Origin of the sequence: Acetobacter sp. DsW_059, assembly GCF_002153695.1 — a bacterium.
In the GTDB taxonomy this organism is placed as follows: Bacteria; Pseudomonadota; Alphaproteobacteria; order Acetobacterales; family Acetobacteraceae; genus Acetobacter; species Acetobacter thailandicus.
In genome coordinates this window covers 16,520-35,056 of the sequence record NZ_JOPI01000040.1, presented here as the reverse complement: position 1 = coordinate 35,056, position 18,537 = coordinate 16,520, and the positions used below count along the sequence as shown (strand labels likewise).

At 52.4% G+C, this 18,537-nt stretch carries 15 protein-coding genes; 8 read left to right on the top strand and 7 right to left on the bottom strand.

What is annotated here, in order from left to right; genetic code table 11:
* Positions 1-5: 5 nt before the first annotated feature.
* The 5 genes from gpmI to carA form a co-directional block, all read right to left on the bottom strand.
* Positions 6-1,550 carry a 2,3-bisphosphoglycerate-independent phosphoglycerate mutase gene (gene gpmI, locus HK25_RS09340; RefSeq protein WP_086636030.1) on the bottom strand — a complete coding sequence of 515 codons (1,545 nt, stop codon included), beginning with the start codon at positions 1,548-1,550 and terminating at the stop codon, positions 6-8.
* A 102-nt stretch (positions 1,551-1,652) separates the two neighbouring features.
* The gene (locus HK25_RS09335) at positions 1,653-2,849 is read right to left on the bottom strand and encodes a threonine ammonia-lyase (protein WP_086554353.1); all 1,197 of its coding nucleotides are present in this window, start codon (positions 2,847-2,849) and stop codon (positions 1,653-1,655) included.
* A 1-nt stretch (position 2,850) separates the two neighbouring features.
* On the bottom strand, positions 2,851-3,324 hold the full coding sequence (gene greA / locus HK25_RS09330) for a transcription elongation factor GreA (protein ID WP_086554497.1): 474 nt from the start codon (positions 3,322-3,324) through the stop codon (positions 2,851-2,853).
* 137 nt (positions 3,325-3,461) lie between these two features.
* Positions 3,462-6,716, bottom strand: coding sequence for a carbamoyl-phosphate synthase large subunit (carB, locus tag HK25_RS09325; RefSeq protein WP_086636029.1), 3,255 nt, complete (start codon positions 6,714-6,716; stop codon positions 3,462-3,464).
* 68 nt (positions 6,717-6,784) lie between these two features.
* Entirely contained in the window at positions 6,785-8,194 is a 1,410-nt protein-coding gene (gene carA / locus HK25_RS09320; RefSeq protein ID WP_086636028.1) for a glutamine-hydrolyzing carbamoyl-phosphate synthase small subunit, read from the bottom strand.
* 173 nt (positions 8,195-8,367) lie between these two features.
* Between carA and HK25_RS09315 the strand changes: the two genes are divergently transcribed.
* From HK25_RS09315 to HK25_RS09280, 8 genes are all read left to right on the top strand, one after another.
* Positions 8,368-8,823, top strand: coding sequence for a GatB/YqeY domain-containing protein (locus HK25_RS09315; protein WP_086554350.1), 456 nt, complete (start codon positions 8,368-8,370; stop codon positions 8,821-8,823).
* A 34-nt stretch (positions 8,824-8,857) separates the two neighbouring features.
* Positions 8,858-10,681 carry a DNA primase gene (gene dnaG, locus HK25_RS09310; protein WP_086636027.1) on the top strand — a complete coding sequence of 608 codons (1,824 nt, stop codon included), beginning with the start codon at positions 8,858-8,860 and terminating at the stop codon, positions 10,679-10,681.
* Positions 10,682-10,837: 156 nt separating this feature from the next.
* On the top strand, positions 10,838-12,790 hold the full coding sequence (gene rpoD / locus HK25_RS09305; protein ID WP_086554348.1) for an RNA polymerase sigma factor RpoD: 1,953 nt from the start codon (positions 10,838-10,840) through the stop codon (positions 12,788-12,790).
* Between the two features lie 34 nt (positions 12,791-12,824).
* On the top strand, positions 12,825-13,364 hold the full coding sequence (locus HK25_RS09300) for a GNAT family N-acetyltransferase (protein ID WP_233127776.1): 540 nt from the start codon (positions 12,825-12,827) through the stop codon (positions 13,362-13,364).
* A 154-nt stretch (positions 13,365-13,518) separates the two neighbouring features.
* Positions 13,519-13,989 carry a 30S ribosomal protein S6 gene (gene rpsF, locus HK25_RS09295; protein ID WP_086554346.1) on the top strand — a complete coding sequence of 157 codons (471 nt, stop codon included), beginning with the start codon at positions 13,519-13,521 and terminating at the stop codon, positions 13,987-13,989.
* Between the two features lie 5 nt (positions 13,990-13,994).
* Positions 13,995-14,270 (top strand): 30S ribosomal protein S18, encoded by a 276-nt coding sequence (rpsR, locus tag HK25_RS09290; protein ID WP_086554496.1) that lies wholly within the window; start codon positions 13,995-13,997, stop codon positions 14,268-14,270.
* Positions 14,271-14,282: 12 nt separating this feature from the next.
* The gene (gene rplI, locus HK25_RS09285) at positions 14,283-14,861 is read left to right on the top strand and encodes a 50S ribosomal protein L9 (RefSeq protein WP_086554345.1); all 579 of its coding nucleotides are present in this window, start codon (positions 14,283-14,285) and stop codon (positions 14,859-14,861) included.
* 86 nt (positions 14,862-14,947) lie between these two features.
* Positions 14,948-16,159: a cyclopropane-fatty-acyl-phospholipid synthase family protein gene (locus tag HK25_RS09280; protein WP_086554344.1), complete on the top strand. Its 1,212-nt coding sequence runs from the start codon at positions 14,948-14,950 to the stop codon at positions 16,157-16,159.
* Positions 16,160-16,282: 123 nt separating this feature from the next.
* Here the strand turns inward: HK25_RS09280 and rsmA are convergent, their stop codons facing one another.
* Both rsmA and HK25_RS09270 read right to left on the bottom strand, forming a co-directional pair.
* Positions 16,283-17,104, bottom strand: coding sequence for a 16S rRNA (adenine(1518)-N(6)/adenine(1519)-N(6))-dimethyltransferase RsmA (rsmA, locus tag HK25_RS09275; protein WP_086554343.1), 822 nt, complete (start codon positions 17,102-17,104; stop codon positions 16,283-16,285).
* A 3-nt stretch (positions 17,105-17,107) separates the two neighbouring features.
* Positions 17,108-18,478: a peptidylprolyl isomerase gene (locus HK25_RS09270; protein WP_086554495.1), complete on the bottom strand. Its 1,371-nt coding sequence runs from the start codon at positions 18,476-18,478 to the stop codon at positions 17,108-17,110.
* Between the last annotated feature and the right edge of the window lie 59 nt (positions 18,479-18,537).

Below are 18,537 nucleotides of genomic sequence, written 5' to 3'. Positions count from 1 at the left end.
ATCGGTCAGGCCTGAGGAGCGAGCAGAGAAGAGCCGCCCATATCTGCTGGCCGGGGTATGTCGAGCAGGGCAAGAAGAGTAGGCGCCAGATCGGCGAGGCGGCCACTGTTCAGCGTTTTTGTCCCGGTGTTAAAGGCAATCAGAGGTACTTCGTTGAGGGTATGTGCGGTGTGCGGCAGACCTGTTTCAGGGTCTTTCATTGTTTCACAATTGCCGTGGTCAGCTGTGACCAGTAATGCACCATTTTGTTTTTCCAGGGCCTCAACAATCCGCCCCAGGCCCGTATCAACAGTTTCAACAGCCTTAATCGCAGCAGAGAGGATGCCGGTATGCCCTACCATATCAGGGTTGGCAAAGTTCAGAATAATCAGGTCGTAGGTGCCGCTTGCAATAGCCTCTACAGCTTTGTCGGTAAGTTCAGGGGCAGACATTTCTGGCTGAAGGTCATAGGTTGCAACTTTGGGGGAGGGCACAAGGATACGATCTTCGCCTGCGAATGGCTCCTCACGTCCACCATTGAGAAAATATGTCACATGGGGGTATTTCTCAGTTTCGGCCATACGCAGCTGTTTAAGGCCAGCCTTGGAGACAACTTCTCCCAGAATATTTTCAAGGGTCTGTGGCGGAAAAAGAATGGAAAGACGCTTAGCAAGTGTGTCGCTGTAATGGGTCATGCCCATAACAGCACCAAAGCTGATAACTTTCTGGCGTTTAAACCCATCAAACTCAGGTTCTGCCAGAGCATCAAGAAGCTGGCGTATGCGGTCAGCTCTGAAATTGAAAGTCAGAAGGCCATCACCGTCTTTCATGCCAGCATAATCACCCACGACGGTGGGGAGAATAAACTCGTCAGAGAGATCATTTGTGTAGGCTGAGGAGATCACATCTTCGGCTGTTGCTGCTTTCGGACCCTGTGCTGAGACAATGGCATTGTAGGCAAGCTCGACACGTTCCCAGCGCTTATCACGGTCCATGGCATAGTAGCGGCCTGAAACCGTTGCAATTTTTACACCATCAGGCAGCTCCTGCTGCAATGTTTTAATGTAATCAGCGGCTGAGCGTGGGGCTGTATCACGTCCGTCAGTAAAGACATGAAATGTAACAGGAATACCAGCCTCTGTCAGAATTTTTGCCAGTGCAGCAGCATGTTCCTGGTGAGAGTGAACCCCACCGGGGGAGACCAGCCCGGCAAGATGGCACGTCCCGCCTGTGCTTTTTAATGTGCTGATAAATTTCTGCATAATCGGGCTGCGAGCGACAGAGCCATCATGCAGTGCTTTAAAAATACGGGGGAGTTCCTGCATAACAACGCGACCGGCACCGATATTCAGATGCCCGACCTCTGAGTTTCCCATCTGACCATCGGGCAGACCAACATCATCGCCACAGGTACGCAGAAAAGCGTGAGGATTACTGTTCCATAATTTATCAAAAACAGGCGTGCGCGCCAGCCTGACAGCATTATCAGAATCATGTTCGCGCCATCCAAAACCATCGAGAATGACAAGCATAACAGGACGATGTGCGTGAGAGTGAGACTGGACTGTCATAGTACTACGCCTTTTTGATTTTATAATTAAAGACCACACTACCAGATCATTATAATGATGATAATAAGCAGATGCAGTCTTTAATTTATAAAACGATAAAACTCAGGCGTATTTAACGGTATAAAACTGACGTAACTCAGCTGTGATCGAAATAGCGTGCTCAGGGTCGCGTGCTTCGATCATGACTTCAAGTTCTGCTGCCTGTACAGAGGGGGCAGAGAGCAGCCTTCTGTGTGAGACTTCAATAATATTACCACCGGCTTTACCGATTTTGCCTGAAATGTCAGCCAGAACGCCAGGCCGGTCAGGAATTTCCATAATCAGGCGCAGAATCCGGCCATCGCGCAGCATAGCGCGCAGCAGCGTGTTGGCCAGAATCCGGCTGTCGATATTGCCGCCACTGACAGGCATGGCAACTTTTTTGCCGCGGAAGATATCAGGATAAGTCAGCATGGCAGCGAGAGAGACCGCACCGGCACCTTCACTTATTTGCTTTGCCCCCTCAGCCAGCAGTGTAATGGCGTTTTCAACTGCAGCTTCAGGCACAATCAGTACCTGTGACACCATATCGCGAATGACTTCGTCGGTTTGCTGACCGATTTGCAAAACGGCAATACCTTCGGCAATGGTCGCTCCACCCACCGGGTGTGTTGCTGGGCCAGGAAAGGCGGAGAGAGAGTTATAACTCTCAACCTGTACACCAATCAGCTCAACATCAGGGCGCATCGCGCGGGTTGCAACAGAACAGCCTGCCAGCAGGCCACCCCCGCCAATCGGCGCAATCAGCATGTCCAGCGGGCCGGCATCTTCAAGCAGCTCGAGTGCGCAGGTACCCTGGCCGGCCATAACAGCAGGGTCATCATAGGGATGAACAAAAGTCCGTCCCTCACGTTCCTGAAGTTCTTTGGCGAAGAGAACAGCTTCTGCGAAGCTCTCACCTTCCAGCACAACACGGGCGCCCCAGTTGCGGGTGCGTACAACCTTACCGGCGGGGGTAAAGCGGGGCATAACAATTACAGCATCAATACCCAGCAGGCTGGCATGCCGGGCGACACCCTGCGCATGATTGCCCGCTGAAACTGCAATAACACCACGTTCGCGTTCTTCGGCAGAGAGGAGCGCCAGTTTATTGGCCGCACCACGCTCTTTAAAAGAGCCAACAGCCTGAAGATTTTCAAGCTTAAGGGTAACCTCAGCACCCGTCGCTCTGGAAAGCGCATGAGACGGAATTGTCGGGGTACGAATAACTTTCCCTTCGATCCGTTTTGCGGCTGCTGAGATATCCTCAAAAGTAATCATATCAGATGAATTTCACTGAAAGGATTTCGTAGGTCCGGTCACCACCGGGGGCAGGAACAGACACGGTATCTCCCTCGCTTTTGCCAATCATGGCTTTTGCCAGCGGAGCAGAGACAGACAGAAGGCCCTGTTTGATGTCGGCTTCATGCATGCCAACAATCTGATAGGTCATTTCTTTATCGGTATCTTCGTCAACAACAGTAATGGTCGCACCAAACTTCACCTGATCACCAGAAAGTGAAGTCGGATCGATTACCTCAGCCGTCGAAATAATCTCCTCCAGCTCCAGAACGCGTCCTTCAATGAACGACTGTCGCTCGCGGGCTGCATGGTATTCGGCGTTTTCTGACAGGTCACCATGACTGCGGGCTTCTGCAATGGCGCGAATAACGGCTGGCCGTTCTTCAGTTTTGAGTTTGCGCAGTTCGTCTTCAAGCCGCAGTAAGCCTTTGCCGGTCATTGGAGTTTTCTGCAAGACATGTCCCCAGAGTAAATTCGCCGGCATGATGCCGGCTGAAAGTTGCACATAATAAGCGGTTTTGGCCGCTATGATAAGAGTATCCCTTCCGCCCCTGACAGGGGCAGAAGGGTGAAAACCCGCTTTTGCTGTTTTCAGAACGTCCCACTAAAGTATGACTGAAGTGGCGCAACATCAAGCGGTCCTTCACGCATTGCTGCAATGGCATGTGTTGCAGCGCGTGCGCCGGCCATTGTTGTGTAGTGAGGAATGCCCAGAACAAGGGCAGAGCGGCGAATATCAAAGCTATCTGCCACTGATTGTGCGCCAAGTGCTGTGTTGATGACCATCTGCACCTCGCCGGAGCGAATAGCGTCAACACAGTGCGGGCGGCCTTCAAGCACCTTGCTGACCACTTTCACCTCAATGCCGGCGTCGCGTAGTTTCTGTGCGGTGCCGCGGGTTGCCATGATGTTCAGCCCCAGTCTGGCAAGCTGACGGCCAAGGGCAGGCAGGTGCGCCTTGTCGCTGTCTCTGACAGAGAGGAAAACAGTGCCGGAAGTGGGCAGGCGCACGCCCGCACCAAGCTGAGATTTGGCAAAAGCCCGCTCAAACGACGTATCCAGCCCCATGACTTCACCTGTTGAGCGCATTTCAGGCCCGAGGATCGTGTCGGCTTCTGCAAAGCGGTTAAAGGGGAAGACAGCTTCTTTAACAGCAACATGCGGGGTTACGGCGCGGTCATCCAGGTCGAAATCAGTCAGTTTGCTGCCTGCCATGACGCGTGCGCCAATTTTAGCAACAGGTACCCCTGTGGCTTTGGCAACAAAAGGCACGGTACGTGAGGCACGGGGGTTGACTTCAAGTACGAAAATATCCGCACCTTTAATCGCGAACTGAACATTCATCAGCCCGATAATGCCCAGCTCACGAGCCATTGCTTCGGTCTGTTCTTTCAGTTCAGTCACAATAGCCGGTGAGAGCGTGTAAGGCGGCAGGGCGCAGGCACTATCGCCTGAGTGAATGCCGGCTTCTTCAATATGCTCCATAACCCCGGCGACGTAGACATCTGTGCCGTCTGCAATGCAGTCAACGTCAGCTTCAATAGCATCGTTGAGATAATGGTCGATCAGAAGAGGGCCGGAAGCAACATCAACGCCAGCCAGCTGCAAAGCAACACGCATGTAGCGTTGCAGGGCTGTACGATCGTGTACGATTTCCATCGCACGTCCGCCCAGAACGTAAGAGGGGCGGACGACAACAGGGTAACCGATTTTTTCGGCAATTTCTTCAGCTTCCTGCGGAGAGCGGGCAATACCGTTCGCAGGCTGGCGCAGGCCGAGCTTGTGCAGCATCGCCTGGAAACGCTCACGATCTTCGGCCTTATCAATTGCATCAGCCGGAGTGCCAAGCAGAGGAATGCCGGCTTTTTCAAGAGCATGAGACAGTTTCAGCGGAGTCTGGCCACCATACTGCACGATACAGCCGCGAATTTTGCCATTCTGCTGCTCGCACTGGATGAGGGAAATCACATCTTCAGCGGTCAGAGGTTCAAAATACAGGCGGTCAGAGGTGTCATAGTCAGTTGAGACAGTCTCAGGGTTACAGTTGACCATAATGGTCTCAAACCCGGCTTCGCTCAGAGCATATGCTGCATGCACACAGCAATAGTCGAACTCAATACCCTGACCGATGCGGTTGGGGCCACCGCCGAGGATGATAATTTTTTCACGCTCTGTCGGGTTTGCCTCACAGGAGGGCGCTGCAAAAACACCTTCGTAAGAAGAGTAGAAATAAGGTGTGGCAGAGGCAAATTCACCCGCACAGGTATCAATGCGCCTGTATCCCGGAACAACTTTTTTCTCTGCGCGCAGACGCGTGACTTCGTCAGTCTGAAGGCCGGAGAGGCGGGCGAGCTGGATGTCAGAGAAACCCATAGCTTTCAGGCGGCGCAGGCCCTGTGCATCGCGTGGCAGGCCGTGATTTTCAATGGCATGTTCGGCCTGAATAATCTTTTCAAGCTCTCTGAGGAACCAGGGCTCAAAGTGGCAGACCTCGTTAATATCCTCAACGGAAAGACCAGCACGCAGAGCCTGTGCCGCCATAAGGATACGTTCGGGGCGTGGCTGTGAAAGAGCCGCGCGGAAAGCATCTGTGCCGCCATCGCCGGGAGGGGTAACAGGGTCAAGGCCGGTCAGGCCTGTTTCCATCGAGCGCAGGCCTTTTTGCAGTGCTTCTGAGAAGGACCGTCCGATGGCCATGGCTTCACCCACTGATTTCATCGATGTGGAGAGCAGGGCTGGTGCACCAGGGAATTTTTCAAATGTGAAGCGGGGAATCTTCACAACAACATAGTCGATTGTTGGCTCGAAAGAGGCCGGTGTTGTTTTGGTAATGTCGTTTTTGAGCTCATCGAGCGTATAACCAACAGCCAGCTTTGCTGCGATACGGGCGATCGGGAAGCCTGTAGCCTTAGACGCCAGAGCGGAGGAGCGTGAGACGCGTGGGTTCATCTCAATGACGACCATGCGGCCATCTTTGGGGTTTACACCAAACTGAACGTTTGACCCGCCGGTTTCAACACCAATAGCGCGCAGACAGGCGATAGAAGCATCGCGCATGCGCTGATATTCTTTGTCTGTCAGAGTCAGAGCCGGGGCGACAGTGATTGAGTCGCCGGTGTGCACGCCCATCGGGTCAATATTTTCGATCGAGCAGACGATAATGCAGTTGTCAGCTTTATCGCGGACAACTTCCATTTCGAACTCTTTCCAGCCCAGAACAGACTCTTCCACCAGTACTTCTGTGGTGGGAGAGGCATCCAGGCCAGACAGGACAATCTGCTCAAACTCTTCGCGGTTATAAGCGATACCGCCACCTGAGCCACCCATGGTGAAAGACGGGCGGATAATGGTGGGGAAGCCAATTTCTTTCAGAGCGTCATGGGCTTCGCTCAGTGTGTGGGCAATAAAGCTGCGCGGGCTTTCAATGCCGATGGCATCCATCGTTTCGCGAAATTTCTGACGGTCTTCGGCGCGGTCAATAACTTCTGCGCTGGCACCAATCAGCTCAACACCGTGTTTTTTGAGCGCGCCTGATGCATCAAGCGCCATGGCTGTGTTGAGTGCCGTCTGTCCGCCCATGGTGGGGAGAATCGCATCGGGTTTTTCTTTGATGATGATGCGCTCAACATACTCGGGTGTAATCGGCTCAACATAGGTTGCGTCAGCCAGGCCCGGGTCGGTCATAATGGTCGCCGGGTTAGAGTTAACCAGAATAACCCGGTAGCCCTCTTCTTTCAGGGCTTTACAGGCCTGGGTGCCTGAATAGTCAAATTCACAGGCCTGGCCAATGACAATGGGACCGGCACCGAGGATGAGGATGGAGCGAAGATCTGTCCGTTTAGGCATGGTGTGTCGTCCAGTTCTGGCAGACAGCCCGGTCCGGGCTGGGAAAGCGGAGGGAAGGGGCGTGTGTGTCAGTTTTTGCTGGCATGGTCGTCGATCAGTTTAACGAACCGTTCAAACAGGTAAAAACTGTCTGATGGACCAGGACTTGCTTCAGGGTGATACTGAACAGAGAAAGCCGGGTAGCGCTCAGAGGCCAGGCCTTCGTTTGATCCGTCAAACAGGCTGACATGGGTTACGCGCACATTGGCTGGCAGGCTCTTGGCATCAACAGCAAAACCGTGATTCTGGCTGGTAATTTCAACCTTGCCTGTATCCAGGTCTTTTACGGGCTGGTTCGCACCGCGATGTCCCTGTTCAAGCTTATAGGTTTTGCCTCCCAGGGCCTGTGCGAGCAGCTGGTGCCCCAGGCAGATGCCAAATAATGGCAGGCCGGTTTTCAGAATATCCTGAATAACAGCGACAGCATAGGTGCCGGTTGCAGCCGGATCACCCGGACCGTTGGAGAGAAACACGCCCTCAGGCTTCAGGTCGAGAATTTCTTTTGCAGAAGTGGTAGCTGGCACAACGGTCACATCACAGCCGGCAGTGACCAGGCAGCGCAGGATGTTGCGTTTTGCACCATAATCAACAGCTACAACTTTGTGGCGTTTACCTGCGGGGGCAACCGTGCCGGCAGGCCATGACCACACACCGTCGTTCCATGTGTAAGCTTTTTTGCAGGTGACATCCTTTGCCAGGTCCATGCCTTCAAGGCTGGGCCAGGCTTTTGTCGCAGCCAGGAGAGCTTCATGGTCGAACTGCCCGTTTTCAGGGAAGAACAAAGCTGCGTTCTGCGGACCTTTATCGCGAATTTTCAGGGTAAGGGCCCGTGTATCAACACCGGCAATGCCTGTAATGTTCTGCGTTTTCAGCCAGTTTTGCAGCGGTGCTGTGGCGCGCCAGTTTGCAGGCTCCGTCACGTCTTCTTTAATGACCAGGCCACGTGCAAAAATCTTATTAGCTTCAGCATCTTCATCATTGATGCCGACATTGCCGATATGCGGGAAGGTGAAGGTAATGATCTGCCCGGCGAAGGATGGGTCAGTCAGGGTTTCCTGATAGCCTGTCATACCTGTTGAGAAGCAGATTTCACCCACAGCAGGGGTATCGGAGAAGGCGCCAAACCCTTTGCCCCAGAGGAGGGTTCCGTCTGCAAGAACAAGAACGGCTGTGGCGCCGTCGGGGCGGGCATGAGGCATGGAGGATCCTGTTGAGCTGGTGCCTGCAGTCATGGCCGCAGAAAGGTCTGAGGCTGATGTTGCGGGCTGAAGGTCTGTCAGAGAAAGCCCCGTGGCCTGCGCAATAACAGGCCAGTGGCGGGAGGGAATAGACTGAGCCTGCCGCCATTTACGAATGGCTTCGGTGCCAACGCCTGTCAGGCGGGCAGTGGCCTCCGGGCCACCCAGGCGAGCGATGATGCTATCGATAGACATGGACATGGCGCGTGTTACTCCTCGCGATGCCGCTCTCTTACCAGTTTTTCCACGCAGTGGGAAGAAATTTCCCACTCATGGTTTTTATTTCCTGTGAGGGAAAAAACTTCCCAAACTGGAAAGTTCTCTCTCTTTGGTTCATATGCGGTTGAGATGCACAGAAAACAACAGGAGCGAAGATGTCTTTACGTGAAAGTCTGATGGCAGACCTTAAGGGTGCAATGAAAGCCGGAGAGAGCGCACGTGTTGCGACTATCCGTATGATTATGGCAAAAATTAAAGATGTTGAAATTGCTGCCCGTGCAAAAGGGGGCGAAGGGCTTGATGAGGACGAAGCGGTCTCAGCTCTGCGTGGTATGGTAAAGTCACGCACTGAATCTGCCACAATGTACCGTGATGCAGCCCGCCCTGAGCTGGCAGAGAAAGAAGAAGCTGAAATTGCGGTTATCCGTACCTATCTGCCTGCTGAAATGGATGAGGCTGCTCTGGTCGCGGCTGTAAGCGAAGCTGTTGCGGCAACAGGTGCCCAAAGCATGAAAGATATGGGTAAAGTTATGGGTGCGCTGAAGGCGAAATTTGGCAGTAACCTTGATATGTCCCGTGCTAATGCCGTGGTTAAGGCGCAGTTAAGCTAAGAATAATGCGTTCAGAAACAGGATATGATTTTTTATGGCGATAGAGCCTGGTTTTCTTGAAGAGCTGCGTGCGCGTACGCCGCTGGCCTCTGTTATTGGCCGGCGGGTCAGGCTGGCGCGCTCAGGGCGTAACTGGAAGGGGTGCTGCCCTTTTCATGGTGAGAAGACCCCGTCCTTCTACGTTTATGATGATCATTTTCACTGTTTTGGCTGCGGTGTGCATGGCGATGTTATTTCTTTCGTCATGCAAAGCGAGGGTAAAAGCTTTCCCGAGGCTGTTGAGGAGCTGGCGGCCTCTGCAGGTATGGAAGTGCCTAAAGAGACGCAGCGCTCGCGAGAGGAGGTTGCCCGTGTGCAGTCTCTCAGTGATGTGCTTGAGCAGACGCAGCTTGTCTGGTCGCGTGCACTTTATGCTCCTGAGGGGCGGGCGGGCCTTGCGTATCTCGAAAAACGCGGGCTGACGCGTGAGACGATAGAAAAATTTGGGCTGGGCTGGGCGTCTGGCGGGCGTGACAGCCTGACCCAGGCGCTGGCTTCACAGCGTATTACGCCGCAGATGATGGCTGATGCCGGGCTGATGCGTCTGGATGAGCGTGGTGGCCCTAAAGGTGAGCTGTTCTGGGAGCGTGTGACATTCCCTATTCGTGACCGAAAGGGGCAGATTGTCTCCTTTGGCGGGCGTATGCTGGGTGATGGTCAGCCTAAATATCTGAACGGGCCGGAGACGGCTCTGTTTTCTAAGCGACGACTGCTTTTTGGTCTTGATCGTGCGCGTACAGCCCTCAGGGCGCCCCGGCCGCCAGGTGCGGCAGCCCCCGATCTGATTGTGGTTGAGGGGTATATGGATGTTATTGCGCTGCATCAGGCCGGGTTTTGTGGTGCCGTGGCCCCTCTGGGTACGGCACTGACGCAGGAGCAGCTTGAAGTGCTCTGGCAGATGAACTCTCAGCCGATTTTATGTTTTGATGGTGATATTGCTGGTCGCAGGGCAGCAAAGCGTGCGGCAGAGCTGACGCTGCCGCTGATGAAGGCTGGTTATACTCTGCGTTTTTGCCTGCTTCCTGAAGGGGAAGATCCGGACAGTCTCGTGCGTGCCCGTGGAGAGCAGGTTGTGGCAGAGATGTTTGCGGCTGCCCGCCCGCTGTCAGATGTTTTGTTTGAGCTGCTGGTCGGGCGTGTTGAGAATCCGGGGCCGGAAGAGCGTGCCGCCCTGCGCCATAAGCTTGTTGAGGCGGCTGGGCAGATTCCCGATAAAGCTCTGGCATCAGAGTATCGTTCGACACTGCTTGATCGTTTTTTTGAAGTTTTTCGTAAAAAGAAAACCAGTGGCAGGTCAGATTTTCAGAAGAGTCGTGCGGTCAATATTGAGCTTGCCGGAGCCGGTGTTGATGCTGATTATGAAAGGCAGCGTAAGTTACTGGGTTTGCTGGTGCGTTACCCTGAAATTATCCCGGAGGTTGAGGAGGCACTTTGCCGCCTGTCGTTATCAGCCGGATTACAGCAGGTCAGAGATGTTTTGCTGGATCTGTCGATAGCAGGTGAGGTGCCGCAAACCAGTGAGGATTTGCTGGAAAAGCTTGAAGAGTCTGACCGTGCTGTTTTGCAGGAATATATTTTGTCAGATGGTGTTTTGCCGCTGTTTTCTGGCAGGGAGGATGTTTCGCTCGCTGTTGCGGCCAGAACACAGTGGTGGCATTTCTATGGTTTCCTGAATTTTTCTCAGTTTAAGCAGGAAGTCGATCAGGAAGTTGCCCGTTTTGCCGCTGAGGGAGGGGATGAGGCCGAATGGAGGCGTTTACAGCCCCGTCTTGAAGCTCTGACCCGCCTGAAAAGCGGTGAAACAGAGGGAGAGAAATAACCGGAATTTTCTTTACTATCATAAGACACCTCTTGACTTATGGCGAGGGATATCCCACGTCCTGCCCGCTCCGGGAAGATTCAACAGTGTTTGTTTTGAACAAGCACTGCGATTTTTATTTTTTCGGAACGCGAACGGGGAGGCACAGGTCTGGCAATGGCAACAAAAACAGCATCAGGTAGCGTAACACAGGCAGAAGACGGCGATACCGCTACTCTTGATACGCAGTCTGCTGCGGTCAAAAAGCTGATTGCCAAAGGTCGTGAAAACGGTTGTATCACGTTTGACGAGCTGAATGCTGTATTGCCGCAGGATAAAATGTCTTCTGAGCAGATCGAAGACATTATGGCTATGCTGTCTGAAATGGGTATTCAGGTTGTCGAGAATGAAGAAGGCGACGATTCTGAGACTTCCAAGGACGCTAAATCTGAAGACGGTGAAGAGTCGGAGGAAGAGGCCGAAGAAACAGAGACCCCGGCCGGCAATGTAAACGAAAATCTGGGTCGTACAGATGACCCCGTGCGTATCTACCTGCGTGAAATGGGAACAGTTGAGCTGTTGTCACGCGAGGGTGAGATCGCAATTGCCAAGCGTATCGAAGCAGGTCGTGATGAAATGATTGGCGGGCTGTGTGAAAGCCCCCTGACATTCCGCGCCATCATTTCCTGGCATGAAATGATTCGTAACAACGAAATGCTGCTGCGCGATATCGTTGATCTTGAGGCTATGCAGTCAGGTGGTAATCCGCCCGAAGAAGGCTTCGAAGAAAACGAAGAGGCCGCTGAGGGCGAAGAAGAGGCTGAAGATACCGAAGGCGATATCGAAGGTGAAGGCAGTGGTCTTTCACTCTCCGCCCTTGAAGAGAAGCTTAAGCCGGAAATTCTTGCTCATTTTGAAGATATCGAGCCGCTTTACGAAAAGCTGCGTTCTATCCAGGTTCAGCGCATTGAATCTCTGACCGCCGGTGAAGAGGTACAGAGCCAGTTTGAAGAAACTTATGTTGCTTTGCGCGATGAGCTGGTCGGTAAAGTCGAGCTGGTCTGCCTGCATAATAATCGTATTGAAGATCTGGTCCTTCAGCTTAAAGAAATGTTCCGTAGCCTCAATGCCCTTGAAGGCCGCATGCTGCGTCTTGCTGAGAGCTGCCGGGTTACCCGTGAGGACTTTCTGCTGAAATATCGTGGTCGTGAGCTTGATCCGGCATGGATGGATATGGTCTCAGCTCTTCCTGGTAAGTCTTGGAAGAACTTTGTCGCCAAGCATGCTGAAACAGTCGTTGATCTGCGTAATCAGGTTGCTCGTCTGGCGCAGGAGACCGGGCTGCCTATCGGTGAGTTCCGTCGTGTGTATGCCACAGTGGCACGTGGTGAGCGTGACTCAGCGCGTGCCAAGAAAGAGATGATTGAGGCTAACCTGCGTCTCGTTATCTCGATTGCAAAAAAATATACCAACCGTGGCCTTCAGTTCCTCGATCTGATTCAGGAAGGGAATATTGGGCTCATGAAAGCGGTGGATAAATTTGAATACCGCCGTGGCTATAAGTTCTCGACTTATGCAACATGGTGGATCCGTCAGGCTATTACCCGCTCTATTGCTGATCAGGCCCGTACCATTCGTATCCCGGTACATATGATCGAGACGATCAATAAGCTGGTGCGTACGTCGCGTCAGATGCTGCATGAGATTGGTCGTGAGCCTGCCCCGGAAGAGCTGGCTGAAAAGCTGGGTATGCCGCTTGAAAAAGTGCGTAAGGTGCTCAAAATTGCCAAAGAGCCCATCTCTCTTGAAACGCCGATTGGTGATGAGGAAGACAGTCACCTTGGCGACTTCATTGAAGACAAAACAGCCATTATTCCGCTTGATGCTGCTATTCAGACCAACCTGCGTGAAGCAACTACCCGCGTTCTGGCGTCACTGACGCCACGTGAAGAGCGTGTGCTGCGTATGCGTTTTGGTATCGGTATGAACACCGACCACACCCTTGAGGAAGTCGGGCAGCAGTTTAACGTAACCCGTGAGCGTATTCGTCAGATTGAGGCGAAGGCTCTGCGTAAACTGAAGCATCCCAGCCGGAGTCGTAAGCTTCGATCCTTCCTGGATGACAACTGAGCCGTTAATTCCTCCTGCTGAGCCGGTAACATGCATGAAGGTCGTTGTGACCTTCATGCGTATGCTGCAAGCTCCGTCTGGCCAGGCGCCTGTGTTGCCTGTTGGCTGGGAGATTGTCCCTTCAGTCAGCGTCAGTGTGACTGAGTATCGCAGGCTGCATCATCGCGTTGGGGCTGAGTATTGCTGGTGGATGCGCCAGGCGCAGCCAGATGCAGCTCTTGAGCGACTGCTTGCTTCGGGTAACCTGCAGATAGGTTATTTGCTTAAAAATGGTGCAGTTCGCGGTTTTTTTGAATTAGACCTGTCGAATATTCAGTTTATTAATCTGAATTATTTCGGGCTTTTCCCGGAGGTTATTGGTGCGGGTGTCGGGCGTCGCTTCCTTGATGCGGTTGTACGTCTCGCCTGGTCATATTATCCGGTTATGTTGCAGGTTAATACCTGTTCAGCGGATCATCCACGTGCTTTGCCGCTTTACCGGGATGCCGGCTTTGAGGTGTTTCGCGAGCTGGAAGAGGTATGGCCCGTACCGCAACGCCTGGGACTGATTATTCCTGAGCGCTTTCGTATTTAAAAATCTTGCGTTTTTTTGCGTATTATGATTGTTAGGCCGTCTTCCCTGCCGGTGTGTGGCATCACGCCGGCTATACCCGTTGTTTTGTACAAAAACAGCTGATTGTCAGAATGGTCTGGCTCAGTCGGGTTGATTTTATCCGAAGGGAGACAATATGCCGCTTTATGAAACCGTGCTTATTGCACGTAACGACATTTCTCAGCAGCAGGTTGATGCCATTGTTGATGGTATCGTTGCTCAGATCGAAACAGACGGTGGTAGTGTCAAGAAGCGTGAATACTGGGGTCTGCGTACCCTGGCATATCGCATCAAGAAGAACCGCAAAGGGCATTATGTGCTTCTGGGTCTGGACACAAAGTCTGAGATGCTCAAAGAAATCGAACGCCAGCTGATGATCAATGAAGATGTTCTGCGTCTTCTGACACTGCGCGTTGAAGAGATTGATGACACTCCTTCTCCGACTCTGTCTCGTAAGGGTGAAGACCGTGGTGAGCGCAGCTTCCGTGGTCCAAAGCCAGCAGGACGCTTTGAGAGCGGCCGTGGCCGTCGTTCTTCCGAAGATCGTGAAGAATATCGTGCACGTGACGACAAACCAGCCGATCTGGCTGAGAATGATGGGGAGTGATCAGAATGTCTGATACGAATGAAATCAACCCAGCAGCACGTCGTCCAGCCGTAGGTGCTCGTCGTCCGTTCTATCGCCGTCGTAAATCCTGTCCTTTTTCTGGCGCAAATGCACCGAAAATCGACTATAAGGACGTTCGTCTTCTGAGCCGCTTCCTGTCAGAGCGCGGTAAGATCGTCCCTAGCCGGATCACCGCGGTTTCCGCAAAGAAGCAGCGTGAGCTGGCACAGGCTATTAAGCGTGCTCGCTTTCTGGCTCTGCTTCCCTACGTTATGAGCTGATAGGGGGCAATTATGGCTGTAACAGAAGTAATCCTGCTTCAGCGCGTTGCACATCTGGGTCAGATGGGCGATGTGGTGAAAGTTCGTCCGGGCTATGCCCGTAATTTCCTGCTGCCACAGGGCAAGGCTATTCGTGCAAACGAAGCCAACCGTTCACGCTTCGACCGTGAACGCGCTCAGCTGGAAGCACAGAACATCAAAAACCGTGAAGAAGCAGAGCGTCTTTCTGAGCGTATGGATGGCCTGTCAGTTGTTCTGATCCGTCAGGCAGGTGACAGCGGCAGCCTGTATGGTTCTGTGTCTCCACGTGATGTGGCTCAGGCTGTAACAGAAGCTGGCTTTACAGTTTCTCGTCAGCAGGTTTCTCTTGCTCATCCGATCAAATCTCTTGGTCTGTATGAAATCAAGGTTGCTCTGCATCCTGAAGTTGTTGTGCCGGTTATCGTTAACGTTGCCCGTTCAGCTGAAGAAGCAGAACGTCAGGCACAGGGCGATGCAACTGTTGTTAAAGAAGAAGCCGAAATCGGCGACGATGTTGTTCTTGAGGGCGAGATCGTAGCAGAAGAAGTTGAAGTTCAGGCAGAAGCCTGAGTGACAACACTCTTGATATAAGCTGAAAAAAAGCCCGAAACTTTGTTTCGGGCTTTTTTTTATGTCCGTGACAGGGATGAAAAACTATGAACCGACTTCTCGATCGTATTTTGAAAAGCTTTATTTCAGCAGGGCAGTTGTCTGTAACATGGGCAGATGGCAGCCAGAGTGTTTATAAGGGGGCTGTGTCAGGGCCATCGGCTGGCATGGCCTTGTCAAACCATCAGATTGAAGCTGCTCTGGCTCTTAATCCAGGCCTGGCCTTTGGTGAAGGCTATATGGATGGTGCGATTACTCCCCTTGGGTGCAGTTTGTATCAGCTTCTTGACCTGCTGATGCTTAACTCAATGTCTCCGGGACATTTGCCAGCTCAGATTGCAGAAGGTTTTCGTTACGTTTGTCGAAAATGGATCCAGTTTAACCCTGTTAAACGTTCACGGCGCAATGTCGCGCATCATTATGATCTCGATAGTCGTTTATATCAGTTGTTTCTTGATAAAGACCGGCAATATTCCTGTGCTTATTTTCGCCGTGGCGATGAAACACTGGATGAGGCGCAGGAAGCAAAAAAACACCATATTGCATCCAAGCTTTTACTTAATAGGCCAGGCCTTGAAGTGCTTGATATCGGGTGTGGGTGGGGCGGTATGGCGCTGACTCTGGCGCGGGATTACGGTGCCATTGTTACAGGTATAACCCTGTCGCAGGAGCAGCTTGATGTTGCCCGTCAGCGCGCTCTGGACGAAGGATTACAGGGGCAGGTACGGTTTGAAATGCTCGATTACCGTAACCTGCAATGTCGTTTTGATCGTATTGTGTCCGTTGGTATGTTTGAGCATGTTGGCGTGAGCCATTACGAACAGTTTTTTGAGACCGTAAAAAATAGTCTGAAAGACGATGGTATCGCTCTTATTCATTCCATAGGACGTAATGACCGGCCTGGTACGACAAACCCGTGGCTTGATAAATATATCTTCCCCGGTGGTTATTCTCCGGCTCTGAGTGAAGTTTTTACAGCGGTTGAAAAATCTGGTCTGTGGGTCACTGACTGTGAGATTTTACGCCTGCATTATGCAAAAACCATAGCTGTCTGGAGAGAGCGTTTTGCTGCAAACAGAGCAAAAGCGGTTGCGCTTTATGACGAGCGCTTTGCCCGTATGTTTGAGTTTTACCTTGACGCAGCAGAGTTATCTTTTCGGGTGCAGGGTCATATGAATTTTCAGATCCAGCTTTCCCGGGGGATTGATACTGTGCCTCTTACCCGTGATTATATGTCTGAGGCTGAAGCAAAGAAGTAGCTTTGCCTGAGTAGGGCAACGTAAGGTCTGCCGGCAGAAAGAAACAGCTGGCAGCCTTTATTACCTTACCAGGTACAGAGGGGAGGCAGGCCTTTTAAAGGAGGGGGACCGCCCCGTATCGTCTCAGCGGTTAAGATGTGCTTTTGCCAGCAGGTCAAACTCTTCAATACTGAGTGTTTCTGCCCGGCGTGTGCCATCTATACCCGTTGTGGCGAGTAGTTTTTCACCACCGACAGATTTCAGAGCGCCACGGAGCATTTTTCGTCTCTGGCCAAAAGCTGCCGCCGTTACCTGCTCCATGGCTTTAAATAACGCGGGAGATGGCTGCTCTGCTTTAGGGATAATACTGACGACTGCTGACCACACAGCAGGTGGAGGAGAAAAAGCGCCGGGAGGTAGCTTCATAACCACCGCGCAGTCAGCGCACCACTGCGAGATCACAGCCAGCCTGCCATAATGCGTACTGCCAGGTGTAGCACAGATACGTTCAGCAACTTCGAGCTGAAACATCAGCGTTAAGCGCTCCCAGGCTTTCCCCTGGTGCAGCCACCCGATTAGCATAGGGGTTGCGACGTTATAAGGCAGATTAGCAATAATCTGCCGCGGGGCGGGAGTGAGACTGCTCAGATCTTCTTTGAGGGCATCGGCTTCGATTACGCGCAGACGTGCAGGGTGGCTTTGTGCCAGCTCGCTAATAACAGCGACAGCACGGGTATCGACCTCTACGGCAGTGACACTGACTGCCGGCGTTGCCAGAAGGGAGCGGGTCAGCCCTCCCGGTCCAGGTCCGACTTCAATGATGTGTCGTCCGTCAAGAGAGCCGGCGAGAGCTGCAATACGCCCTGTGATAGCAGGGTCGAGTAAAAAATGCTGTCCCAGAGCTTTACGGGCATCCAGACCATGGCGTTTGATAACGTCGCTAAGACTGTCAGTAGAAGCAGACAGAACTTATACTCCCTTAATTTTAATACGTTTATTGATAATAGCCCGACGGTGCAGGTCATTATCAAGCTGGCGTGCTGTTTGCTCAACGCGCTCGCTCATCAGCTGGTCAGCAATTTCACTTGGTGACCGTGAAGCGAAATTTTTCTCTTTCTTCGAGCAGACCATAATCAGGGAAATGCCATCAGGAGTAATCAGAGGACGGGAAAGTTTATTGAGTGGCAGAGGTGCAATAACTTCCTGCATCTGAGGATTCATGCTCTCAAGCGGTAATTCACCCGGGTCACTGGGGCGTTTCTCACCAGATTCTTTATTGATATCTTCTACCTGCTGGCAGGTATTAACGGTCTGCCCATAATGTACTGCTTTTTGCAGTACCTGTTCCTGCTGTGCTGTTGGATGCTGTGGGTTGAGAGGGGTACTAAATGGCAGGAAAGCCTGACGCACAGTGACAACATGACCAGGCTGATGCCCGATAATGCGTTTGCCATTGACTGTAATAATGACAAACCCACCGGGAACTTTAATGGGATTTGAAATGGCATTTACCCCAACAGGGATCTGCCTGATAATATTAACGACGGCCGGATCGAGTTCATCTTCCTGTACCCAGCCCATTGAGCCACCCTGCAATGCGGTCTGACTTTGTGAAAACTGTGCAGCAACAATCGGGAAAGGGGCGCCTTTACGTAATTCCTGAATAACGGTGTTCGTAAAAGCCAGCTCTTCCTCTGCATGCCGGGGGTCGTCAACTTTTACAAAAATTTCGCTCAGATTATATTCCGGGCGTCCATCCTCACGGCGCAACGCTTCTTCACGCTGTGCGATTTCCTTTGCGGTTACACGCCCGTGTGCCCCCAGATCCTGCCGCAAAACCTGGATCCAGCCAATTTGCACGCGAATCTGATCGATCAGGGTGGTCAGAGAGACGCCATCAGAGGCAAGGCGGTCCCGCAAAGCGTTAGGCGCCATGCCATTGCGTTTTTCAATATTGGCAATGGCTGCTGCAATCTGCTCAGGAGAGATGTTGATATGCCGGGAGTAGATTTCCTGGGTGCGCAGACGCTCATCAATCATCTGACGGATAATTTGCGAGCGCATGCGCTCCATCAGTTCCGGGCTGATTTGTAAGCCTGTTGACAGGGCAAATAATTTTCCTCTGTTATCAACATCACGTTTGGTCAGCGGAATATTGTTAATAACAGCCAGAATCATATCATCCGGCTCAGGGGTTGCCGGTGCAGCGTTGCCTGTGTGCCCGGCCGGGGTGACCGCCTTAATTGTTGTATGGCTGGCGGCCATAGCTGGTGCACAGGAAAGAGAAAAAACGGTCAGCGCAGCGAGAGAGCACATGAGAGCAGGAGAGCGTAGAAGCATACAGAGCGGTCTTTCAGCTTTCTGACAGAAGAAGCGTATCATTGCTGATAGCGGAATCG